Origin of the sequence: Rathayibacter sp. AY1A5 (assembly GCF_002930875.1) — a bacterium.
Classification (GTDB): Bacteria; Actinomycetota; Actinomycetes; order Actinomycetales; family Microbacteriaceae; genus Rathayibacter.
This window is the reverse complement of sequence record NZ_PSTM01000008.1, coordinates 35,787-55,644: the sequence shown is the minus strand read 5'-3', so window position 1 is coordinate 55,644 and position 19,858 is coordinate 35,787. Positions and strand designations below refer to the sequence as shown.

Genomic DNA, 19,858 nt, shown 5'->3' with positions numbered 1-19,858 from the left:
CCCGAGCGGGAGGCTCCCGCGGTGCGCTCAGCGCACCGGAGCCGGCACCGCCGCGGGACGCGCGGCGACCGCGGCCGCGCGCCGCGTCGCCCAGTTGTTGAGCAGCAGCGCCGTCACGACGATGGCCGCGCCGAGCAGGGCGACGGGCCCCGGTCGGTAGCCGCCCGCCATGCTGATCGCGAAGGTCGTGACCGGGACGAGGTTCTGGAAGAGCGTGCCGTTGAGGGCGCCGAGCAGCTTGATGCCGGCGTTCCACAGCAGCACGGCGACGACGCCGGCCAGGAGGATCAGGTAGGCCAGCTGCGGCCAGGCCGCGAGCACCTCGGCTCCGGTCGGCGGGTGCGCGGAGCCGGTGGCCGTCGCCACGGCGACCGCGACGGCGATCGAGGGGCAGCCGAGCGCGGTGGTGAGCGTCGAGTACCGCAGCGCCGACCAGCCGGGGAACGCCGCGGCTCCGCGCGTGTAGACGACCCAGCAGATCGCGCCGAGCAGGGCGAGCAGCTCGCCGAACCCCAGCTCGCCGTCGAGGAGGAGGGCGACGTCGCCGCGGGTGACGACGAGCGCGACTCCGGCGAGCGCGAGCAGGATGCAGCCGACGGTGGCGGCTGGCGGCAGGCGACGCGCGCCGATGCTCGCGAGCACCGCGCCGATCGCGGGCATCATCCCCATCATCAGGCTGACGTTCGGGGCCGAGGTGAACCGCAGAGCCGTGAAGGCGAGCAGGCCGAAGCCGGCGAATCCGGAGGCGCCGAGCAGCGCCAGCCGCCACCCGCGGCCGTCGAGCCGGAAGGCGCGGAGCCCCTCCGCCCGGGCGAGCAGCAGGGCGAGGACGACCGCGGCGGCCGTGTAGCGGATGAGGGTCATGAAGAAGGAGTCGACCGTCGCCGCGATGCTGTCCGCGACCGGGAGCATGCCGCCCCAGAGGATCGGCGGGATCAGGCAGAAGAGCAGACCTCGCGACCGCATGGCGCCCCTGACCCGTCGGGTGCGGCCGCCCCGGGCGGGGGCCGTCGCTCGATGGTGGACCCCGGCGGCTCGGCGCACAAGAGCGCCGCCGACCCCCGAACGGCCCGCGGCGGGGCTCGCCCGGCCCGCCTCTGATCCCCTCCGCGAGATGCCGCTCCGGTACGCGACCCGCCGCGCGAGGCGTCTCCGAGCGGCATCTCGCAAAGGGGGTCCGGGACATGGGCCGGAGGACGGCCGGGTCCAGGGTGCTGGCAGAGGGGCGGCCGCCGTCGCCTCCGATCGCCCGTTCGAAGGAGAACACCATGCATCGTCGTCTCACGGCCACGCTCGCCGCGATCGCCCTCGCCCTCGGAGGGGCCGTCGCCGTCGCGACCCCCGCCTCCGCCGGGCAGCTCGTCTACCAGAACGGCGGCCCGGGCAACTGCTACGAGGTCCGCTCGCAGCGCGACTCCCTGGGTCGCGCGCAGGTCACGGTGTGGTGGCACTACGACCAGGCGAGCAACGTCAAGGTCATCTGGAGGAACGGCCCGGACAGCGGCTGCAACAAGATGAGCGTCATCAACCGCAAGTTCAGCGACAGCTCGGGCGTCGCGTCCCGCTTCGACCGCCTCGTCTCCTGCTGACCCGGTCGGGCTGCCCCTGATCCCTTCCGCGGGATGCCGCTCCGCTACGCGGCACGCCGCGTACCCGAGCGGCTTCCCCCGGGAGGGGACGGCGGCGGCACCGCTCAGTGCTCGGCGCGCCCCGAGTCCTCGATGAGGCGCACCTTCACGTTCACGGCGAGCGGCCCCGTGATCGACGGGTCGGCGGCGAGCAGCGCGTGCATCCGCTCGCCCACGAGGCGGAGCGTCTCGGGGGCCGGCAGTGCGGCGGACGCGGCGATGTGCGCGCTCACCGTGGTGAACCCCTCCGACCGGTCGATGTCGACCAGCACGTCGGGCTGCCGCAGGTCCAGCTTCACGGCGAGCGCGTCGGCCGCGGCCTCGACGATCGGCTGGGCGGGGTAGACCCCCGCGACGCCTTCGATGTCGCGGATCTCGGCGGTCAGCCGCTGCGAGAGCTCGGTGTCGTCGGTCATTCCCGCTCCTCCCGGTGGGGGTACACGTCGTCGACCGTCACGTCGATCGCGCCGACGGTCAGCTCGGTGTGGCGCTCCAGGGCGTAGCGGATGCGCTCGCGCAGGCGGTCGGCGGCCACGGCGACCGGCAGGCCGAACTCGAGGGCGCAGGTCACGTCGATCCGCACCACGGCGCCGGGAGCCGAGACGTCGCCGTCGAGGGTGCAGCGGCCCATGATGACGCCGCCCATCGTGTCGCCGGCGCGGCGGATCATCCCGCGCACGGCCGCCTCCGTGAGCGCCAGGCGGAGGGTCGGGTCGGGGTGGCGGACGGGGATGTCGCGGCCGGAGCGCACCTCGGAGCGGATCGCGTCGAGCAGGCCGGCGATCCAGACCTCGTCGCGGTCGGGCTCGCGGTCGGCCTCCTGCCGCAGCGCCCGCGCCGAGAGCTCGGTGAGGCGGGTGAGGTTCGCGAGAGCGAGCCGGCACGCGGCGGAGTTCTCGATCGAGGGGTCGCGCGGCTCGCGACCGCGGTCGAGGTACTCGCCCAGCTCCTCGAGCGTGTGGCCGTCGAGGTCGTCCTCGGGCACGGCGGCGTCGTCGGTCATCGCCATGCCTCCAATTCGTGGAGCAGGAATCGACGGGCCCGGGCGAGGAGGCCGCGGACCGTCGAGACGGGGAGTTCGAGAGCGTCGGCGATCTCCTGGTAGCTGTAGCCGGCGGTCTCGCGGAGTAGCCAACAGCGTCGCTGATCAGCAGGCAATCGGTCCAGCGCTTCCCAGACCGCGTCCAGCTGGAGTCGTGCCTCGACGATGCGCTCGGGGGAGTGCTCGGGCGGCGCGGGCGGATCCCAGTCGTCGATGTCGTCGTGGCGGCGGCGGACGCGGATCCGATCGATCGCCTTGTGGGTGACGATGCGCATCAGCCAGTTGCGGATGTGCGCCGGGCTGTCGAGATCGGCCAGACGCCGCCAGCCGGTGAGGAACGCCTCTTGCACCACGTCCTCGGACTCCGCCTCGGAGCCGAGGAGCTTCGCGGCGTAGACGCGCATGAGGGCGCCGTGGCGGCGGGCGAGCTGCTCGAACGCCTGCACGTCGCCGTCGACGGCGCGCGCGGCGAGGGTCGCGTCGGACGCGTTCAGGAGGGGGTCGTCGTCGATGAGCGCCTCCTCCGCGGTCCCGCGCGCGGTGTCCCCGCGCGCCGGTGCCCTCAGTGTGGGGCGCCGTCCGGCATGACTACCAGCCTTGACAACGGGCCGCCGAATCCGCTGGCCGGATTGCGAGTGCCGCCGATGGGGGACGTCTCGAGACGGGATTCGTGACATTCCGGCTCCTCGACACGTCTTGATTCCGTACCCCTCGTGCGTCCCCCGGAGCGCACGGACCCCGAACCCGGAAGAAGTCCCCCATGCACTGCTCCCTCCGCCGCCGCCCCGGGCGGACGTCATGAGCGAGTCGACCTTCACCCTCGGCAGCCCCTTCGCGGGCGACGAGCGGGCCGACCGGCGCTACGAAGCCTCCGGCGACGATCCGACCGCCGCGTCCGCCGTCTACTCCGAGGCGTACGGCGGAGGCGAGTTCCGCGTCGCTCCGTCGCAGCGCGGCTTCTCCTACCGCTACGCCGTCCGCGGCAGCGACCGGGTGACCCTGCGCACCTCCGACTGCTCCGGCGCCCTCACCGGCCAGGTCCCCCACCTGAAGGAGTACGTCGTCGGCTGGTTCCGCGCCGGCGGCGGACGCCTGAACCTGCCGCCGTTCACCCGGACCGGCGCGCTGTCGGCCCCGTTCCTGTTCCCCGCGGAGCGCCAGTTCGGGCTCGAGTTCGAGCCGCACCGGCAGAACCTCATCCACTTCGCCCCCGGGTTCCTCGAGGACGTCGCGACCGAGACGCACGCCGGCCCCCGCCAGCCCGTCTCCTTCGACCACGCGGCGGACGCCGACCCCGGCGTCCTCGCCCGCTGGCGCGCCGCGGTGACGGAGGCGAGCGCCGCGCTCGCGACGGCCGCGATCACTCCGCTCGTGCGCTTCACCGCCGAGCTCGACCTCGCCCGCGTGCTGCTCCTGCTGTTCCCGTGGCGCGCGTGGGACGTGCCGGCCGTGCTGCGGCGCCCGTCCGCCTCCCGCACCCGGGTGGCGCTCGACTTCCTCCAGCACCACGCCCACGAGCCGATCACTCCGGCCGACGCCGCCCGCGCGGCCGGTCTGCACACCCGCACGCTGCAGCAGGCGACGAAGCGGCACCTCGGGGTGTCGCCGTCGGTCTACCTGCGCGACGTGCGCCTGGACCGCGCCCACTCCGACCTGGTCGCCGGCGACCCCTGCTCGACCACCGTCGCCGCGGTCGCCCGCGAGTGGGGCTTCGGCAACCTCGGCCGCTTCGCGAGCGCGTACCAGGTGCGCTTCGACGAGAAGCCGAGCCACACGCTGCGCCGCTGACGCGCAGCCCCAGCGTGCCCGATGGCCCGGACCGTCTCACGGCGGTGCCGGCCCTCGTCGTCTCCGGGTGCGTCCCGAGGGACCGTCTCGGAGGATGCTCCATCGTGTCCTCCGACCGGTCTTCCGGACGCGGACCTCGTGACACTCGGCGCCGGCTCAGCCCGGCTGATGCACGTGGATGTCGCTGCTCGACGTCACGCCGTTGAACTCGAGATACAGCTGCCCCTCGACGACCGACACGGTCAGCGTGTTGCGGCGCTCGAGTACCGCGACCGCGGCATCCAGGAACCCCTGGTCGAAGCTCTGCACGGAGATCTGCTCGAGCTGGTGGACGCGCTTGCCGGACCACGCCGCGATCACCTTCTCCGGGTTGCGATGCGTGTAGACCGTCGTGCGGTCGGCCAGCTTGCTCCCGAAGTGCAGTCGCTCGGCGTCCGGCGCGCCCACCTCGATCCACGTGGTCAGCCTGCCGGTGAGATCGCGGACCAGCACCGCCGGCTCGGTCGCCGTCGACGAGATCCCCTCGCTGAACGTGATCCCCTCCACGTATTCGAGGCAGTACGCGAGCACGCGCGTCATCATGTACGCGTCGGTCTCGGAGGGGTGCCGAGCGGCGCGCAACGTGATGTCCTCGTAGACGCCGCGGTCCACATCGGCCAGCTGTATCGCGAAGTTGTACATCACTGCGCCGGCTGCCATGTGTGCGAGCTTATGTCCTCTCGTTCATCGAGAATCGCGAGGCTTCTCCGGCGCCGGTGGGGGCATCAGGTTCGCGCGCCTACTGGGGGGGCGCCTCCGCGACCAGGAGCTCGAGGCCTGGCTCGGGGTCAGCCGGACGCCGATCCGGGAGGCGCTGCTCCGGCTGGCCCGCGTCGGCCTCGTCTCGGCCAAGCCCGGCCGGGCGACGATCGTGACCCCCGCCACGGCCGAGAGCATCAGCGACGCCCAGCAGATCGCCGCCGCCATGCACGAGCTCGCCACGCGCCTCGCCGGCCCGGCCGTCACTGCGGAGGCGCTCGCCGCGATGGAGTCGGCGAACGACGACTTCGCGCGGGCGCTGGCAGACGGCGACGTCGAGTTGGCGCTGCGCTCCGACGACGCGTTCCACGCGGTGCTCACCGGGCTCAGCGGCAACGGGATGATCGAGGACGTGCTCGAGCAGGCCACTCCGCTCATCCGCCGTGCCGAGCGCCAGCGCTTCGCCTCCCTCGCGGCCCGCGGATCCGTGGAGCAGCACCGCGCGATCGTGGAGTCCCTCCGTGCGGGCGACACGGACGGCGCCGCCCGCCTCAGCCGGGAGAACTGGATGACGCTCGACCGCCACCTGCACGAGGCCTGACGCGCTGCTCCTCCGCGGGGAGGAGCCCGCGCTCGGTCATGCGCGAGGCCGACGCGATCGCATCCGCGACGAACCGCTCGGTCAGCTCGGCATGCCCTCGCCCGCGCGCTCCGCATCCATCCCGGGAGCGTAGCGCCGCCCTCCCCGCGCCTCCGCCGCCGGGATGCGGGTCGAGGCGGGTGCCGGGCGCGGCGCGGAACGACGGACGGCCGACGCGCGGGCGGCCGGAGCGCTCTGGAACACTCGAGCGAGGGGCGGGGGCTCCGGAGCGGGGGAGCCGTGGCGTCACGCTTCGTCGAGCTCGACGGTCTGCGCGGCCTCGCCGCCCTCGGCGTGGTCGTCTACCACTTCACCACCGCGTTCTCGCTCGATCATCCGGATGCACCGCCGGGATCCTTCGCGCTCCCGTTCGGCGAGTTCGGCGTCCAGCTCTTCTTCGTCATCAGCGGCTTCGTGATCCTGATGTCCGCGGACCGCGCGCGGCGGCCGTCGGACTTCGCGATCTCCCGCGTCAGCCGCCTCTACCCGGCCTACTGGGTCGCGGTGGTCGTCTCGATCGTCGTCGGCGCTCTCACCCGCGTCCCCGGCACCGACCTCACGCCGCTGGAGCTGCTGCTCAACTTCACCATGGTGCAGCGGTTGCTGCTGGTACCCAATGTGAACGGCGCGTTCTGGACGCTGGCCGTCGAGATGCAGTTCTACCTGCTGGTGCTGCTCGTGCTCGTCCTCACGAAGTGCCGGTTCACGGATCGGCTGGTCCGCGTGCTGGTGGTCGTCTGGCTCGGCGTCGCCGCGACCGCCTCCGTCGCCGCCCACCTCGCCTCGGGAGGCGTCGACGTCGTCTCGGCGTCGGTCGCCGTCCGGGTCCTGGCGAACCTGACGCTGGCCGAGTACGGACCGCTCTTCTGCGTCGGGATGCTGCTGTTCCTCTCGCGACGGCAGGGGCGCTTCGAGCTCCTCGCCGTGCCGGCGGCTCTGATCGCGGCCCTGAACGCCCAGCTCCTCCACGGCGGGCCGGACGGAGCGGTCGTCCTCGGCGTCTGCGCGGCCGTCACGGTCGTCGCGATGCGGCGCCGGACCGCCGTGCTGAGATGGGCGCCGCTGCTCTGGCTCGGGCGGATCAGCTACTCGCTCTACATCCTCCATCTGGTCGTGGGCAGCGCGATCGTCAGCGCGCTCTGGCCGCTGATCGGCCGCGACGGAGCCGGACTCGTCGCCTTCGTCGTCGTCCTCCTGCTGTCGTGGGGCGTCAACGCGGTCGCCGAGGAGCGGTGGAGCCCCGCCTGGCGCCGCGCCCTCACCCGTCGGCGCGACCGCCGGCTCCCGGCGGGGACGGCGACCGCGGCCTGACGCGGCTGTGCACTCCGCTGGCCGCTCAGCGAGTGCGCCGAAGGAGCCTGTGGACGCCGGTGGCCGCGAAACGCATCTCCGCTCGACGTTCCCTGCACCTTGGCTGAGCCACCGGGACGTCCGAGCCCCGGGCCACGTCTTCATCATGTGCCACGGATCGTGAGCACCGCGGCCCCGGCCACGACCTCTGACCATCTGGAGAAGATCATGACCAACGTCACCCCCACCAGCCTCGCCAACGCCTCCTCGGCCAAGCACGGCACCGCCACCTCGGCCGGCAAGAACACGATCGCCGACGGCGTCGTCGAGAAGGTCGCCGGCATCGCGGCCCGCGAGGTCCCCGGCGTGCACGACCTGGGCAACGGCGCCGCCCGCGCCATCGGCGCCATCCGCAACGCGATCAACGCGCAGGACCGCGGCCAGGGCATCTCCGTCGAGGTCGGCGAGAAGCAGGTCGCCGCCGACATCACCGTCGTCGCCGAGTACCCCGTCGCGCTGCAGAAGCTCGCCGACAGCATCCGCTCCGCCGTCTCCGAGGCCATCTCCTCGGTCGTCGGCATGGAGGTCGCCGAGGTGAACGTCACCATCTCCGACGTCTTCATCCCCTCGGACGACAAGGACGACGAGACCGAGAGCCGCGTCAAGTGACTCCGTCCCACATCGGCCTGGTCCTCGGCGCGGTCCTCGCGCTGACCGCCCTCGTCTTCGGCTTCTGGGCGCTCCTCTGGGTCGCCCTCGCCATGGCGATCGGCTACGGCGTCGGGCGGGTCGTCGAGGGCAAGCTCGACCTGCGCTCCCTCGGCGACACCCTCCGCGGGCGGCGGTCCTCGTGACCGCGGCGGTGATGGCCGACGAGGCCAGCCACGGCCGCACGACGATCAGCTCGCGCGCCGTGCGCCGAGTCGTGTCGGCCGTCACCGCGGAGGCGCTGGACGTGAACTCGTCCGACGTGTCCGTCGAGCTCGACGACGAGGGAGGACGCCTCCACGTCGTCGCGCACGCCCCCATCCACGTCACGCCCCTGGGCGAGACGGGCCGCCGCTCCTCCGGGACGCTGCTGGACCGACTCAGCCGGGCGCAGACGACCATCCGCTCGCGCTGCCTCGAACTGACGGGCTCCACGATCGGCCGGGTCGACCTCCGGATCACCGGTGCCGACCTCCGAGAACGAAGGAGGGTGTCGTGACGACTCCCACCACTGCCGGCCGGGCGCTCTACCCGCACCTGGTGCGGCGCGAGACGCACTCGTCCCGCTCCGGATCGGCGATCGTCCTCGCCGTCCTGCTCATCCTCCTGTTCGCGTGGCTGGGCACGGAGGCGGTCCTCGCCGTCCTCGGCCAGCCCGCGCTGCTCGTGGCCCCGCAGGACGGAGCGTCCTCGCTGCTCAACGCGGCCGCGGCGCCCATCGCGCTGACCGCCGCCGCCGGCGCCGTGCTCGCTCTGATCGGGCTCGTCCTGATCGTCGTGTCGCTCAAGCCCGGCCGTCGCGGCCGTCGCGCCGTCAGCACCGACCGCACCGCGGCGATCGTCGACGACCGCGTCATCGCGCAGGCCGTCGGCCGCACCGCCGGCTACGCCGGTGACGTCGACCCCGACAACGTGTCGGTGTCGGTCGGATCCCGCGTCGTCGACGTGACGGTCTCCCGCACCTCCGGCCGCAGCATCGACGTCACGCCGATCCGCGAGGCCGTCGACGCCGAGCTCGCCACGTTCGACTGCACCCCGCGCCTGCGCTCCAAGGTGCGCCTGTCCGAGAAGGGAACGGTCCGCTGATGACCACCACGAACCGATTCCTCAACCGGCTGCTCCTGTTCGTCGTGGGGCTCGTCCTCCTCGTAGCCGGCGGCGCCGTCGCGGTGGGGTCGCTGCTCCCGCAGGTCCAGGAGAACGTGTCCACCGCCGCGCAGGACGCGGCCGACCCCACGAGCCAGGCCCTCTCGGGCGGCACCCCGTGGATCCTCTGGGTCATCGCGGGCGTCGCGCTCGTCCTCATCCTGCTGCTGGTGCGCTTCATCGTGCGCCAGGGCCGCGGCCGCACCTCCACGCTGCTGCGCGTCGGCTCCGGAGAGGGAGCGGGGACGCCCACAGGCGGCTCCGTCACCATCGACGCGAAGGTCGCCGCGCAGGTCCTCGAGGAGGCCCTGTCGCAGGAGCCGTCCATCGTCGCGGTCGACGTGACCGCGTTCGAGATCAAGCACCAGAAGGTGCTGCGCGTCACCGCGCACACCCGCCGCGGCGCCTCGCCCGCCCGCACCCGGCAGACGGTCGACCAGGCCGTCCGCCAGTGGGACGCCCTCCTCGGCGAGGAGACGCCCGTCGTCATCCAGATCGTCAGCGGTCTGCGGACGAAGATGAGCGGCACCGCCCGCGTGCAGTAGCCGCCGGCACCACCGTCCGGCCCTCCCGATCGGGAGGGCCGGAGAGCCCCGCTCAGGCGGGATGGAAGTCTTTCTGAAGGAGCACCCCATGTCCGATCCGATGGAGCCCGGCACCGTCGAGCGCATCCGCACCGATGAGCAGCCGACCCCGAACGAGCAGAGCCGGCGCGAGTCCGCCCGCCGCGACGGGAAGCCGTCCGAGCCCGAGTCGACCGAGAGCCGGGTCGCGACCGCCGCCGGCGAGAGCGCCCAGCGCGTGTCCGGCGTCCACCACCTCGGTGGAGCCGTCGCCCGCGGCCTCGACCGCGCCTCCCGCCGCGTGCTGGGCACCAGCACCGTCCCCGGAGTCACGGTCTCGAAGGCCGACGGCGTCACCACCGTCGACATCGACCTCGTCGTCGAGTACCCCCACCCCGTCCGCGAGGTCCTGGACGCCGTGCGCGATCAGGTGCAGCGCGTGGCGGAGCCGGTCGCCGGCGGCCACGTGGTCGTCAACGTCGAGGCGACCGACGTCCACGGCCCGTTCGACCCGATCGAGAAGCCGGAGGAGGACGAGGAGCCGCTCGTCGACACCGCCAAGCGCGCCGTGTCCGACGCCCGCGACTCCGCCGTGGAGGCCGCCGGGAACGCTCGCGACGCCGTCTCCGGTGCCGTCGACTCCGCCCGCGGACGTCTGGCGGACGCCGCCGACGACGCCGCTGACGCGATGGACCGTGCGGCCGACGAGCGCGACGAGCGCGCAGCCGCCCAGAAGACGGCCGACGACGAGCGCGCCGCCGAGCGCGACGAGGACGACCCCCGCGTCGAGACGCACGCGGCTCCGGCCGTCGTCGAGACCGCGGAGTTCGTGGTCCGCGTCCAGGTCGAGCCGGTCGACGACGACGGCGACCCCCGCACCGCGACCGTCGAGGTCGCTCCTGCGGAGGAGTCCGAGCACGACGAGGCCGCGGCCGATCGCGACGACGCGTCCGACGACGCCGACGCCCACCGCTCCGAGGACGACCGCGCGTCGTCCGCCGCCGGTCGGGAGTAGTCCCGTGCGCACCCGCTCGTACGGCGCGCGACGCAAGCCGCGCGCGGCCTGGATCGCGCTCGGCACGGGCGTCGTGCTCTCGTTCGTGGTCGTCGTCGCCGTGCTGCTGCCCGTCCTCGGGCTGATCGGCGCGGCCGACGGCACCACGGCCGGGGCGCTCGACGTCCCGGTCGGCGCGATCGTCCTCTCGATCGTCCTCAGCTACGCGGTCGGCCTGGCCTGCCTCGCCGTCGCGTTCCTCTCCCGCAACGCGGCCCTCGCCTGGGTCGCCGCGGTGGCCGCCGTGATCGCGACGCTCATCGGCTCGATCTGGCCGCTCGTCGCCACCGGATTCGCCAGCGTCGACCAGGCGAAGGACGTCATCCCCTTCATCCAGGACCTGATCGCCCGGGTCCGGGGGTAGCGTCGGGGCGATGAGTTCCGACTACCTCCGCGCCTACGACGACCAGCTCCGCTCCGACGCCGAGACCCCGAGCGCCGTCTCCGTGACGCGGGAGGGGCCTCTGCGTCTGGTGACCTTCGCCGGCGGACGCGGCTTCGTCACCTACCGCGACCTCGCCGGCGCCTCCTCCGCGGAGATCGCCCGCCTGGTCGCCGCGGCCTGCGCGCACTTCGACGCCGATCCCGGCATCACCCGCGTCGAGTGGAAGACCCGCGGCCACGACGAGGCCCCGGGCATGCACGACGCCCTCGTCGCGAACGGCTTCGCGCCGGACGAGGCCGAGTCGATCATGATCGGCCCGGTCGAGGCGCTGCTCTCGGACCGGCCGGTCCCGGAGGGGGTCGTGCTGCGGCGGGTCGTCGACGAGCCGGACGTCCGCGCGTTCAGCGCCATGATCGACGCCGCCTTCGAGGAGGAGGTCGACGTGTCGATCGCCGATTCGCTCGTCGCCCGCCTGGCGCGCGGCGACGGCATGGAGCTGTGGGTCGCCGAGGTCGACGGGCGGATGGCGTCCGGCGGCCGGCTCGAGCCCGTCCCGGGCACCGCCTTCGCCGGCATCTGGGGCGGAGCGACGCTGCCGGACTACCGCGGACGCGGGCTCTACGGCCTGGTCACGGCCGCCCGCGCCGCCTCCGCACAGGCACTCGGGAAGACCCTCGTGCACAGCGACTCGACCGAGTACTCGCGGCCCATCCTGGAGCGCGCGGGCCTGGTCCGGGTGTCGACGACGACTCCGTACCGTCGACGTCGTCCGTAGTCCGCGCTCCGTGGGTTCGCGGGGATCCCGAGACGCGCGCTGAGCGCGCTACTCGATCAGCACGGCGGGGACCCTTGCTGGTCGAGTAGCGGCGCAACGGCGGATCGAGACCCGCCCCTTCGAGCGTGGGGGATCTCGATACGCGCGCTACTCGATCAGCGTGGAGGCCGGGTGAGACCCGCCCGATCGTGCGCGCGCTGCTCCGATCAGCTCGGGGACGTGATCTCGAGCGCGATGTTGTCGGGGTCGCGGAACTCGAGGAGGCTCATGCCGCCGGCGTCCTTGATCGGCTCGTGGGCGATGCCGAGGTCGTCGAGCACGGCCGCGGCCGCCTTCAGCGCGTCGAGGTCGGGGACGGTGAAGCTGACGTGGTCGAGCCCGACCCGGTCCTCGTCGAAGCGGTCGTCGCCGGGCGCGACGGGGCGCAGGCCGAGCAGTCCGCCCGGGAACTGGTAGATCACGCCGCCGAACACGAACGCCAGCTGCTCCTTCTCCTCCGGCGACGCGTCGGCCGGCGGCGCCTCGAAGGCGACGTCGAAGCCGAAGACGGAGTCGTAGAAGGGGCGCGAGACGGCGATGTCGCGGACGGTGAGTCGGACGTGGTTGTAGTCGACAGCGGGGATCGGCACAGGGGTTCCTCTCGGCGGGGCGGGCGGAGTGCCCGTCTCCAGTGGTTCGGAGGCGGCGGGCCGCCGGTTCGGGGCTGGCGCCGCCTCCGAGGATCGGGTAGCGCGTCAGTCCAGCTCGGTCGGGCGCGCCGGCTCGGCCAGCAGGGCGCGCGCCGCCATCCCGATCACCGCGCTGTAGGTGGGGTAGGCGAAGCGGACGTTCGCGAGGGTCGCGAGGTCGACTCCGGCCGCCATCGCCGTGGTCACCGACTGCACGACCTCGATCGCGTTCTCGCCGACCGCGTGCGCGCCGAGCAGCAGCTCGCGGCGCCGGTCGGCGATCAGCGTGAGGAACCCGTTCTCGCGGTCGTCGATGACGGCGCGGTCCAAATTTGAGAACGGCACCGAGGCGACGACGCACTGCGGGTCGCGCTCGCGGGCCTGCTCCTGCGTGAAGCCGACGCCCGCGTAGTCCGGGTCCGTGAATCCGCCCGCGGGCAGGAGGAACTGAGGCGTGCGCCGGTTCGCGCCGAGCACCGCGTTCTCGGCGGCGGCCTCCGCCTCGAACTGCGCCGCCTGGACGAGCATGTCGCGCCCGTTCGCGTCGCCGACCGCGAAGATGTGCGGCACGACGGTGCGGAAGTACTGGTCGGCGGGGATCGCCGAGCGGACGACCTCGATGCCCGCGTTCTCGAGTCCGAGGTCCTCGACGTCGGCGGGCCAGCCGGTGGCCATGATCACCACGTCGACCTCGGCCGTGCGGTCCTCGCCGCCCTCGCGCCACGCGATCGCGAGCGAGCCGTCGTCCTGCCGCTCGATGCCCGACACCGTCTCGATCCCGGTGCGGACGCGGACGCCCTGGCGCTCGAAGGCGGCGCCGACGTGCTCGGAGATGCTGGAGTCGGAGGTCATCAGGATCCGCGGGGCGACATCGAGGAGCGTCACCTCGGAGCCGAAGGCGTTGAAGACGGTGACGAGCTGGGCGCCCGTGTTGCCGCCGCCGATCACGGCGACGCGGCGCGGCAGCTCGGTCAGCCCGAGCATGTCCTCCGGCACGGTCGCGAGCTCGGCGCCCGGGATCGGCAGCCGCCGCGAGTGCCCGCCGACGCAGACCATGATCGAGCGCGCGCGGATCCGCCGCCCGCTGTCGAGCACGAGGGTGCTCTCGTCGACGAAGCGGGCGCGGCCCTCGTGGATCAGGTCGACTCCCGCCTCCTCGAACCGCTGCGCCTCGCTCTTGATCGAGCGCACCAGGTCGACGCGCTCGTGCACGTGGCGCACGGTCGCGGCCCAGTCGAGGACGGGAGTGCCGATCTCGATCCCGTAGTCGCCGGCGGAGCGGGTCTCGCGCATCATCCGCGCCGTCTTCGCGAGGACGCGGGTGGGCACGCAGCCGGTGTTGACGCAGGTGCCGCCGACGCGCGCGGCCTCGAGCACGACGACGCGCGCTCCCAGCTCCGCGGCGCGGAGGGCGGCGGCCGTCCCCGCGGGTCCTGCGCCGATGACGGCGACGTCGTACTCGGCCTGCTCGGGAGTGCTGTCGGGCACGGGGACCTCCGGTTCTGGGTGTGCTCCGATCCTGCCGCTCCGCGCCCCGCTGCACCCGGCCTTGACAGCCCGCCCGCGGACCGGCGTCGCGGGCGTCCCGACGCTGAACATCGGCCGAGGACGGTTGCCCGGCGGGCGCCCGGCACGGTGGGATGACCGGGTGGGCTGCGGCGGGGGACTCGAGCGGAAGGCGCTCCGATGAGCGCCCGCACCTTCGGGGTGGAGGAGGAGTACCTCCTCGTCGACGCCGGCACGTTCCTCCCGACGCCTGCGGCGCCGCTGCTGCTCGGCTCCGTCCGCGGCTCCGCGGCGGTCGCCCTGGCCGCCGAGCTCAAGGCGGAGCAGATCGAGGCGGTCGGCTCGCCCGCCCGCACGCACGACGCGCTGCTGGCCGGGCTGCGCGAGGGCCGCCGCCTGGCCGACGACTCCGCCCGCGAGGTCGGTGCCCGCGCCGTCGCGGTCGCGACCAGCCCCGCCGCGTTCGAGCCGCACCTCTCGGCCGACGAGCGCTACGACCGGATGGCCGAGCGCTTCGGCCTCGTCGCCCGTGAGCAGTTCACCTGCGGCCTGCACGTCCATGTCGGGATCGGGTCGCCGGAGGAGGGGATCGCGGTCCTCGACCGGCTGCGCGGCTGGCTGCCCGCCCTCCTCGCCCTGAGCACCAACTCCCCGCTGAGCGCCGGCGCCGACACCGGGTTCGCCAGCTGGCGCTACCAGTCGTGGGGGCGCTGGCCCACCGCCGGCCCGGTCGGCATCTGGGGCGACGTCGAGCAGTACCGGAGCGTCGTCGCCTCCCTCACCTCCTGCGGCGTGCTGCTGGACGAGGGGATGCTCTACTTCGACGCCCGTCTCTCCCGCGCGCACCCGACCGTCGAGGTGCGCATCGCCGACGTCCCGCTGCACGCCGAGGACTCGGCGCTGATCGCCGTCCTGATCCGGGCGCTCGCCGAGACGGCCGTGCGCGACGCGGGCGCCGGGGTCCCGCCCGTGCCGCTGCCGACTCCGGTGATCGCCGTCTCCTCGTGGCTGGCGAGCCGCCACGGCACGACCGGCGACCTCATCGATCCGGTCGACGGCTGCCCGGCCCCCGCCTCCACGGTACTGGCACGCCTGCTCGACCACGCGGGTCGGGCGCTGGCGGAGTCGGGCGACGAGGAGGTCGCGGCGTGCGGCGTCGAGCGGGTCCTGGCGCGGGGCACGGGCGCCGAGCGGCAGCGCGCGGTGTGGGAGCGGACGGCGTCCGCGGCCCAGGTGATCGCGGACGCGGCGGAGGCGACGCGCGCCTAGCGGCTCGCTGGTCGCAGGCTCACGGCTCGCTGGTCGCGGGCCCGGCGGCTCAGGGCTCGCTGGTCGCAGGGTCCGGTGACCCGGACTCCACCGTTCCGGACTCCTCCGCCTCGGGCTGCGGCGGCTCCGGCACCAGCTGGTAGCCGCCCTCGATCGTCCCGTCCGGGCGGAGCAGGATCTGCGTGTACACCGGGGCGCCGCTGCGGAGCGTCGTGCCGCTGACCCGGAGGGGCTCCCCGGCGAAGAACGCCTCCGAGCCGGTGCAGCCGGCGAAGAAGGACGCGTCCGGGCGCTGCACGGCGAGGCACACCGTGGTGCCGTTCGGCTCGGTGATCAGCAGGCGGTCGTTCTCGGCGGTGTCGAACCCGGAGCCGTAGACGACGGCCTCCCCCGCGAGCAGGGCGAGGCCCGGCGGGACGTCGGTGGTCGGCTCCCAGCCCTCGACGAGCGCGGCGAAGCGGTCGGCGGGATCCGCGGAGGCGGTCGGCGGGGCGACGGGGTCCGCGGGCGGAGGGAGGAGGAGCGCGGTGGGGACGATCGCGCCGACCGCGGCTCCGCCGACGATCGCGGCGGCGAGCACGAGGCGGCGGCGGCGGGGGTGCGGCGTCCGCGGGGCCGGCCGGTCGGGGTGCTCGGCGGGCGACTCCGGAGTCCCGGAGCCGGCGGTCGCCGACAGCGGGAGTGCGGTCGCGGGCAGGGGGAGAAGCGAGTCGGTCGCCGTCCAGGGATGCGCCGCGCCCGGCTGTGCCACGGACGGCGTGGCGCCGGTCTGCGCGCCGGACCGCGTCACTCCGGGAGGCGCGTCCTCCGCCTCCAGCTCGCCGAGCCGTCGCAGCGCCTCGCGCCGCTCGTCCCGGTCGGCGCCGTCGTCGCGGGGTCGGGCCGACAGGATCCGCTCGAGATCCCTGCGCTCGTCGTCCTCGGCCTGCACTCCGTCAGTATGGCGGCGCCGGACACGGGAACGGCCCGCGACCCCCGGGACTCCGCCTTTTCAGCGGTGTCCCGGTGGCCGCGGGCCGTTCCGGTGCGGGCGTCAGCCCGACGGGTTCTCGACCGGGTCGCCCTCGGGGTCGGTGGCCGTCTCGGGGTCGACGTGCTCGGGGTCGGTGGTCTGCGGGTCCTCGGGAGTGTTCTTCTCGGTCATCGGATCCTCCTTGTCGCTGGATGCGGAACGTGCGGACAGATTCCACGCTACGGCGGGAGCTCCGTGGAGCGCGCCCGGTCGACTCCGCCGCCCGGTGTCCGGAACCGAGGTCAGGAGCGGCGGATCCGCCCGAGCGGCCCGTCACGCTGCTTCCGGCCTCGGCTCCGGACGCCGCTCGCCTCAGCCGGCCCCTTCACCCGTGGCAGCCGCGGGCGTCCACCGCAAGGCCTGGCAGCGCTCTGTCGCGATTCGTACGCTGAATCCATCGAGCCGAGGAGCAGCAGCGCCACATGATCCGCACCACCGTCACCATCGAGGGCAAGACCTACGGGCTGTCCCAGGGGACCGACGTCGCCGAGCTGAAGCGGTCGGCGACCGAGGCGACGCAGGCCGGAGGAGGCCTCGTCGACTTCGTGATCGTGGGCAACCGCCAGGTCAGCGTCCTGATCTCGACAGGTGTTCCGGTGATCTTCGAGGAGCTCGAGGTGCCGGACGACGACCGCGACACCGGTGACGTCCACCAGCCGTGGGACGACATCGACTACCTCGACTGACCCCGTCCTCCCGGTCGCGCCGAGTCGCTGCCGGGTCCCAGACGCCTGAGGGGCGCCGCCGGCTGGACCCGGCGTCTCTCGGGCACCTCGTGCCGCGCTACTCCGCGGACTCGCTCTCGGCCAGCTCGCCCTCGACCAGCGTGCGGGCGGCCGAGGCGAGGGCCGAGCGGATGCGCTCCGCTGGCTCCTGCAGCATCGCCGCGATCGCGTCGACGTCGTGGCCGCCGGTGTGCCGGAGCAGCCAGGCCTGGCGCTCGAGCGTCGGCAGGGCGTGCAGGCGGCGGTGGAAGCCCGAGCGCAGCAGGTCGTCCTCGCGGATCGCCGCGGGGGCCTGCTCGGCGCGCTCCATCGCGGAGCCGCCGCGCTGCACGCTCGCGCGCCCGACCTCGGAGCGCATCAGGTCGAGGGCGCCCGTGTCGTCGAGTCCCTGCGGCCGTCCGCTGCGGACGGTGACCGCCGCGTGGCGGAGGGCGGCGCTCGCCGCGGAGTCCGACAGCGTGAGGCGGTAGGCGTACGCGTAGAGGCCGAGGGCGCGGTTCTCGAGGGCGCGGCCGGCGAGCAGCTCGCCCTGCTGCTGCGACTGCGTCATGCCGACGGCGGCGACGGGTCTGTCGTAGGTGGTCACGGTGACTCCTCGGCTCCGCGCGCTCCCGGTCGGGAAACGCGTCGGAGGCGATGCTAGGGAGTCGAGAACGATCGTTCTACCCTTGACATTTCAGAATCTTTTTCGATGCATGCGCATGGAAGCGCTTTCCCGACAACCGTCCTGGAAAGTGGAAGCGCTCTCACTCCCGCGCCGAGAGGATGCAGAACTCGTTGCCCTCCGGGTCGGCGAGCACGACCCAGGACTGCTCGCCCTGCCCGACGTCGGACCGCGTCGCCCCCAGGCCGACCAGCCGCGCGACCTCCGCCTCCTGGTCGTCCGGCACGAAATCCAGGTGCAGGCGGTTCTTCACGGTCTTGCGCTCGGGTACGTCGAGGAAGAGGAGGCTCGGCCCGCGGCCCGACGGGGCGAGCAGCTCGATACCGTCCTCGTCCTCGTCCACGACGTCCCAGCCGAGCGCCTCCTGCCACCAGTGCCCGAGGGTCCGGAAGTCGGTGCAGTCGACGATGATCTCTTCGAGTCGGAGGGCCATGCACCGACGCTAATCGGCGCGGGGCGTGTCGGGGAAGTGCGTCCGGCGGGTCCGCGCGGCGCCGCGGCTCCGTCCGGCCGTGTCGTCCGCGGGACGGGTGCCCGTGCCGGTTCGGCACGACGGCTGGCGGCCGGAGCGGCGGCGCGGCATCCTCGACGCGGGTGCCCCTGCGCCCGGGGACGAGGAGCAGCATGAGCACCGCACGCGAGCAGTGGGAGGCGCGCTACGCCGACTCCGATCGGATCTGGTCGGGCCGGCCGAACGCGACGCTGGTCGGGCTGGTCGGCTCGCTGCCGCCGGGCCGCGCCCTCGACCTCGGCGCCGGCGAGGGGGCGGACGCGCTGTGGCTGGCGTCGCTCGGCTGGCGCGTGACCGGGCTCGACCTCTCCGAGACGGCGCTGGGCCGGGCGCGCGCGGCCGCGGCCGAGCGGGGCGCCGACGTGGACTTCGTGCAGGCCGACCTCGCCGAGGACTGGCCGGTCGTGGGGGAGTTCGATCTGGTGACGGCGAGCTTCCTGCACTCGATGGCCGAGTTCCCGCGGATCGACGTGCTGCGGCGGGCGGCCTCCGTCGTCGCTCCCGGCGGCCGCCTCGCCGTCGTCTCGCACGCCGCGCCCCCGCCGTGGGCGAGCGGCGACGACCACCGCCACGGAGCGATGCACCTCGTCGGCCCCGAGGAGGAGCTCGCCGAGCTGGCCCTCGACCCCGCCGAGTGGACCGCGGAGCTCGTCGAGACGAGGGAGCGCGCCGTGACCGCTCCCGACGGCACGGCAGCCGTGCTCCTGGACGGCGTGATGCTCCTGCAGAGACGCGGCTGAGCAGGCGCCGCTCGAGGACCCGCGGCCGGGCTAGCGTGGTCCGCGACCCCGACCCCGCAGGAGGCGCCGATGCCGCTCGATCCGTACCTCGCCGCCCGGCTGCCACTCCTGGCCGGCCTCGCGTATCCGCTCGACGCCGAGCAGGCCGCCCGCATGGCCGCCTTCGAGGAGGATCCGGGGCCCTGGTCGCTGCCCGAGGGGATCGACGTCGTCACGGAGACCGCGTCCGGCCCGCACGGACCGGTCCCGCTGCGCGTGTACTCGCCCGCCGCGCCCGAGCGCGCTCTGCTCTGGGTGCACGGAGGAGGGTTCGCCGCCGGGAGCATCGACATGCGCGAGTCGCACGTCGTCGCGGCGGAGCTCGCCCACCGGGCGGGGGCCCGGGTCGTCTCCGTCGACTACCGGCTCGCCGGCTCCGACGTCCGCTACCCCGTCCCGCTGGACGACGTGCACGCCGCCTGGCGGCACCTCCGCAGCACGGAGTCCGGATCCACGCCCGTCGCGATCGGCGGCGCGAGCGCGGGAGCGGCCCTGGCCCTCGGCGCGGTCCTCCGCGAGCGCGACGCCGGTGCGCGGCTGCCGGAGCACGTGCTCCTGGCCTACCCCTTCGCCCACTTCCCCAACCCCGCCGTCGACGACGCGATCGCGGCCGAGCTGCGCGAGCTGCCGCCGGTCCTCCGCTTCCCTCCGTCGAGCATCGAGGGCATGGTGCGCACCTACCTCGGGCGGATCTCCGACCTCCCCGTCGAGGCGCTGCCCGGCTCCGCGCCGCTGGCGGGTCTGCCTCCGGTCACGGTCCTCGTGAACGAGTACGACGAGCTGCGGGGGTCGGCCGAGCTCCTCCTGCGCCAGCTCGCGGAGGCGGGCGTCGCCGTGACCGGGCATCTGGCCGCCGGCATGCCCCACGGGCACCTCAACCGGACGCCGGCGCTGCCCGAGGTCGACCGCTCGCTGCACCTCTTCGCCGCCCAGCTGCGCGCGATGGGCTGAGGCGCTCTGCCCCGTC

The 19,858-nt window shown here is 74.0% G+C and carries 26 protein-coding genes and 1 pseudogene; 17 read left to right on the top strand and 10 right to left on the bottom strand.

Annotation, left to right across the window (positions count from 1 at the left end):
* Nucleotides 1-27: 27 nt before the first annotated feature.
* On the bottom strand, nucleotides 28-966 hold the full coding sequence (locus C5B98_RS07480; protein ID WP_104257493.1) for a DMT family transporter: 939 nt from the start codon (nucleotides 964-966) through the stop codon (nucleotides 28-30).
* A 302-nt stretch (nucleotides 967-1,268) separates the two neighbouring features.
* Here C5B98_RS07480 and C5B98_RS07475 point away from each other — a divergent pair, with 302 nt between their 5' ends.
* Nucleotides 1,269-1,589 (top strand): hypothetical protein, encoded by a 321-nt coding sequence (locus tag C5B98_RS07475; RefSeq protein WP_104327566.1) that lies wholly within the window; start codon nucleotides 1,269-1,271, stop codon nucleotides 1,587-1,589.
* A 104-nt stretch (nucleotides 1,590-1,693) separates the two neighbouring features.
* On the opposite strand, the gene C5B98_RS07470 is transcribed toward C5B98_RS07475, so the two are convergent.
* Genes C5B98_RS07470 through C5B98_RS07460 form a run of 3 tightly spaced genes read right to left on the bottom strand, consistent with a single transcriptional unit; the run spans nucleotide 1,694 to nucleotide 3,116 of the window.
* Nucleotides 1,694-2,044, bottom strand: coding sequence for a hypothetical protein (locus tag C5B98_RS07470; protein WP_104225842.1), 351 nt, complete (start codon nucleotides 2,042-2,044; stop codon nucleotides 1,694-1,696).
* Entirely contained in the window at nucleotides 2,041-2,631 is a 591-nt protein-coding gene (locus C5B98_RS07465; protein ID WP_146076902.1) for an Asp23/Gls24 family envelope stress response protein, read from the bottom strand. Before C5B98_RS07465 ends, C5B98_RS07470 begins: the two co-directional genes overlap by 4 nt.
* On the bottom strand, nucleotides 2,628-3,116 hold the full coding sequence (locus C5B98_RS07460; RefSeq protein ID WP_244248147.1) for an RNA polymerase sigma factor: 489 nt from the start codon (nucleotides 3,114-3,116) through the stop codon (nucleotides 2,628-2,630). The genes C5B98_RS07465 and C5B98_RS07460 overlap by 4 nt, the downstream gene beginning before the upstream one ends.
* A gap of 352 nt (nucleotides 3,117-3,468) precedes the next feature.
* Between C5B98_RS07460 and C5B98_RS07455 the strand changes: the two genes are divergently transcribed.
* Nucleotides 3,469-4,458: a helix-turn-helix transcriptional regulator gene (locus C5B98_RS07455; protein ID WP_104323969.1), complete on the top strand. Its 990-nt coding sequence runs from the start codon at nucleotides 3,469-3,471 to the stop codon at nucleotides 4,456-4,458.
* A 156-nt stretch (nucleotides 4,459-4,614) separates the two neighbouring features.
* Here the strand turns inward: C5B98_RS07455 and C5B98_RS07450 are convergent, their stop codons facing one another.
* A complete protein-coding gene (locus C5B98_RS07450) occupies nucleotides 4,615-5,157 on the bottom strand; it encodes a YaeQ family protein (protein ID WP_104327565.1) in 543 nt (180 codons plus the stop codon).
* Here C5B98_RS07450 and C5B98_RS17455 point away from each other — a divergent pair.
* The 11 genes and pseudogenes from C5B98_RS17455 to C5B98_RS07400 all read left to right on the top strand — a co-directional run.
* Nucleotides 5,156-5,359, top strand: a pseudogene (locus C5B98_RS17455) (GntR family transcriptional regulator); the annotation flags it as partial. The gene C5B98_RS07450 and the pseudogene C5B98_RS17455 sit on opposite strands and share 2 nt — an antisense overlap.
* 9 nt (nucleotides 5,360-5,368) lie before the next feature.
* Nucleotides 5,369-5,797 (top strand): GntR family transcriptional regulator, encoded by a 429-nt coding sequence (locus C5B98_RS07445; RefSeq protein ID WP_258063462.1) that lies wholly within the window; start codon nucleotides 5,369-5,371, stop codon nucleotides 5,795-5,797.
* 279 nt (nucleotides 5,798-6,076) lie between these two features.
* Entirely contained in the window at nucleotides 6,077-7,147 is a 1,071-nt protein-coding gene (locus C5B98_RS07440; protein ID WP_181065480.1) for an acyltransferase, read from the top strand.
* Nucleotides 7,148-7,354: 207 nt separating this feature from the next.
* Entirely contained in the window at nucleotides 7,355-7,795 is a 441-nt protein-coding gene (locus C5B98_RS07435) for an Asp23/Gls24 family envelope stress response protein (RefSeq protein WP_104223989.1), read from the top strand.
* Nucleotides 7,792-7,980: a DUF2273 domain-containing protein gene (locus tag C5B98_RS07430; protein WP_104223990.1), complete on the top strand. Its 189-nt coding sequence runs from the start codon at nucleotides 7,792-7,794 to the stop codon at nucleotides 7,978-7,980. Before C5B98_RS07435 ends, C5B98_RS07430 begins: the two co-directional genes overlap by 4 nt.
* Nucleotides 7,977-8,333 carry a hypothetical protein gene (locus C5B98_RS07425; protein WP_244230558.1) on the top strand — a complete coding sequence of 119 codons (357 nt, stop codon included), beginning with the start codon at nucleotides 7,977-7,979 and terminating at the stop codon, nucleotides 8,331-8,333. Before C5B98_RS07430 ends, C5B98_RS07425 begins: the two co-directional genes overlap by 4 nt.
* The gene (locus C5B98_RS07420) at nucleotides 8,330-8,920 is read left to right on the top strand and encodes a DUF6286 domain-containing protein (RefSeq protein ID WP_258063461.1); all 591 of its coding nucleotides are present in this window, start codon (nucleotides 8,330-8,332) and stop codon (nucleotides 8,918-8,920) included. Before C5B98_RS07425 ends, C5B98_RS07420 begins: the two co-directional genes overlap by 4 nt.
* On the top strand, nucleotides 8,920-9,525 hold the full coding sequence (locus C5B98_RS07415) for a hypothetical protein (protein WP_104327562.1): 606 nt from the start codon (nucleotides 8,920-8,922) through the stop codon (nucleotides 9,523-9,525). Before C5B98_RS07420 ends, C5B98_RS07415 begins: the two co-directional genes overlap by 1 nt.
* A gap of 88 nt (nucleotides 9,526-9,613) precedes the next feature.
* Complete coding sequence (locus tag C5B98_RS07410; RefSeq protein ID WP_181065479.1) at nucleotides 9,614-10,558, top strand: Asp23/Gls24 family envelope stress response protein; 945 nt, start codon at nucleotides 9,614-9,616, stop codon at nucleotides 10,556-10,558.
* Nucleotides 10,559-10,562: 4 nt separating this feature from the next.
* Nucleotides 10,563-10,961: a hypothetical protein gene (locus C5B98_RS07405; RefSeq protein WP_104223994.1), complete on the top strand. Its 399-nt coding sequence runs from the start codon at nucleotides 10,563-10,565 to the stop codon at nucleotides 10,959-10,961.
* Between the two features lie 10 nt (nucleotides 10,962-10,971).
* On the top strand, nucleotides 10,972-11,757 hold the full coding sequence (locus C5B98_RS07400) for a GNAT family N-acetyltransferase (RefSeq protein ID WP_104327560.1): 786 nt from the start codon (nucleotides 10,972-10,974) through the stop codon (nucleotides 11,755-11,757).
* Nucleotides 11,758-11,963: 206 nt separating this feature from the next.
* On the opposite strand, the gene C5B98_RS07395 is transcribed toward C5B98_RS07400, so the two are convergent.
* Together C5B98_RS07395 and C5B98_RS07390 are read right to left on the bottom strand one after the other, a co-directional pair.
* Nucleotides 11,964-12,386 carry a VOC family protein gene (locus C5B98_RS07395; RefSeq protein ID WP_104223996.1) on the bottom strand — a complete coding sequence of 141 codons (423 nt, stop codon included), beginning with the start codon at nucleotides 12,384-12,386 and terminating at the stop codon, nucleotides 11,964-11,966.
* Nucleotides 12,387-12,491: 105 nt separating this feature from the next.
* Nucleotides 12,492-13,913, bottom strand: a complete 1,422-nt coding sequence (locus C5B98_RS07390) for an NAD(P)/FAD-dependent oxidoreductase (RefSeq protein ID WP_258063460.1) — start codon at nucleotides 13,911-13,913, stop codon at nucleotides 12,492-12,494.
* Nucleotides 13,914-14,111: 198 nt separating this feature from the next.
* Between C5B98_RS07390 and C5B98_RS07385 the strand changes: the two genes are divergently transcribed.
* A complete protein-coding gene (locus C5B98_RS07385) occupies nucleotides 14,112-15,200 on the top strand; it encodes a glutamate--cysteine ligase (protein ID WP_104223998.1) in 1,089 nt (362 codons plus the stop codon).
* Nucleotides 15,201-15,249: 49 nt separating this feature from the next.
* Here C5B98_RS07385 and C5B98_RS07380 read toward each other — a convergent pair whose 3' ends face one another.
* Nucleotides 15,250-16,131 (bottom strand): hypothetical protein, encoded by an 882-nt coding sequence (locus tag C5B98_RS07380; RefSeq protein ID WP_104327558.1) that lies wholly within the window; start codon nucleotides 16,129-16,131, stop codon nucleotides 15,250-15,252.
* A 503-nt stretch (nucleotides 16,132-16,634) separates the two neighbouring features.
* On the opposite strand from C5B98_RS07380, the gene C5B98_RS07375 reads away from it, so the two are divergent.
* Nucleotides 16,635-16,898 (top strand): hypothetical protein, encoded by a 264-nt coding sequence (locus tag C5B98_RS07375; protein WP_104224053.1) that lies wholly within the window; start codon nucleotides 16,635-16,637, stop codon nucleotides 16,896-16,898.
* A gap of 97 nt (nucleotides 16,899-16,995) precedes the next feature.
* Here C5B98_RS07375 and C5B98_RS07370 read toward each other — a convergent pair whose 3' ends face one another.
* Both C5B98_RS07370 and C5B98_RS07365 read right to left on the bottom strand, forming a co-directional pair.
* Nucleotides 16,996-17,523, bottom strand: a complete 528-nt coding sequence (locus C5B98_RS07370; protein WP_104325651.1) for a hypothetical protein — start codon at nucleotides 17,521-17,523, stop codon at nucleotides 16,996-16,998.
* Between the two features lie 160 nt (nucleotides 17,524-17,683).
* On the bottom strand, nucleotides 17,684-18,034 hold the full coding sequence (locus tag C5B98_RS07365; protein ID WP_104224051.1) for a VOC family protein: 351 nt from the start codon (nucleotides 18,032-18,034) through the stop codon (nucleotides 17,684-17,686).
* A gap of 191 nt (nucleotides 18,035-18,225) precedes the next feature.
* Between C5B98_RS07365 and C5B98_RS07360 the strand changes: the two genes are divergently transcribed.
* Both C5B98_RS07360 and C5B98_RS07355 read left to right on the top strand, forming a co-directional pair.
* Nucleotides 18,226-18,852 (top strand): class I SAM-dependent methyltransferase, encoded by a 627-nt coding sequence (locus tag C5B98_RS07360; protein ID WP_104263260.1) that lies wholly within the window; start codon nucleotides 18,226-18,228, stop codon nucleotides 18,850-18,852.
* Between the two features lie 69 nt (nucleotides 18,853-18,921).
* On the top strand, nucleotides 18,922-19,842 hold the full coding sequence (locus C5B98_RS07355; RefSeq protein ID WP_104327557.1) for an alpha/beta hydrolase: 921 nt from the start codon (nucleotides 18,922-18,924) through the stop codon (nucleotides 19,840-19,842).
* Nucleotides 19,843-19,858 lie beyond the last annotated feature (16 nt).

Bases quoted from the DNA above. Each gene is read 5' to 3' on its own strand.
- C5B98_RS07470 (WP_104225842.1), bottom strand. From the start codon at position 2,044: ATGACCGACGACACCGAGCTCTCGCAGCGGCTGACCGCCGAGATCCGC.
- C5B98_RS07355 (WP_104327557.1), top strand. From the start codon at position 18,922: ATGCCGCTCGATCCGTACCTCGCCGCCCGGCTGCCACTCCTGGCCGGC.
- C5B98_RS07415 (WP_104327562.1), top strand. From the start codon at position 8,920: ATGACCACCACGAACCGATTCCTCAACCGGCTGCTCCTGTTCGTCGTG.
- C5B98_RS07465 (WP_146076902.1), bottom strand. From the start codon at position 2,631: ATGACCGACGACGCCGCCGTGCCCGAGGACGACCTCGACGGCCACACG.
- C5B98_RS07385 (WP_104223998.1), top strand. From the start codon at position 14,112: ATGAGCGCCCGCACCTTCGGGGTGGAGGAGGAGTACCTCCTCGTCGAC.
- C5B98_RS07365 (WP_104224051.1), bottom strand. From the start codon at position 18,034: ATGGCCCTCCGACTCGAAGAGATCATCGTCGACTGCACCGACTTCCGG.
- C5B98_RS07450 (WP_104327565.1), bottom strand. From the start codon at position 5,157: ATGGCAGCCGGCGCAGTGATGTACAACTTCGCGATACAGCTGGCCGAT.
- C5B98_RS07435 (WP_104223989.1), top strand. From the start codon at position 7,355: ATGACCAACGTCACCCCCACCAGCCTCGCCAACGCCTCCTCGGCCAAG.
- C5B98_RS07410 (WP_181065479.1), top strand. From the start codon at position 9,614: ATGTCCGATCCGATGGAGCCCGGCACCGTCGAGCGCATCCGCACCGAT.
- C5B98_RS07360 (WP_104263260.1), top strand. From the start codon at position 18,226: ATGAGCACCGCACGCGAGCAGTGGGAGGCGCGCTACGCCGACTCCGAT.
- C5B98_RS07375 (WP_104224053.1), top strand. From the start codon at position 16,635: ATGATCCGCACCACCGTCACCATCGAGGGCAAGACCTACGGGCTGTCC.
- C5B98_RS07455 (WP_104323969.1), top strand. From the start codon at position 3,469: ATGAGCGAGTCGACCTTCACCCTCGGCAGCCCCTTCGCGGGCGACGAG.
- C5B98_RS07400 (WP_104327560.1), top strand. From the start codon at position 10,972: ATGAGTTCCGACTACCTCCGCGCCTACGACGACCAGCTCCGCTCCGAC.
- C5B98_RS07475 (WP_104327566.1), top strand. From the start codon at position 1,269: ATGCATCGTCGTCTCACGGCCACGCTCGCCGCGATCGCCCTCGCCCTC.
- C5B98_RS07480 (WP_104257493.1), bottom strand. From the start codon at position 966: ATGCGGTCGCGAGGTCTGCTCTTCTGCCTGATCCCGCCGATCCTCTGG.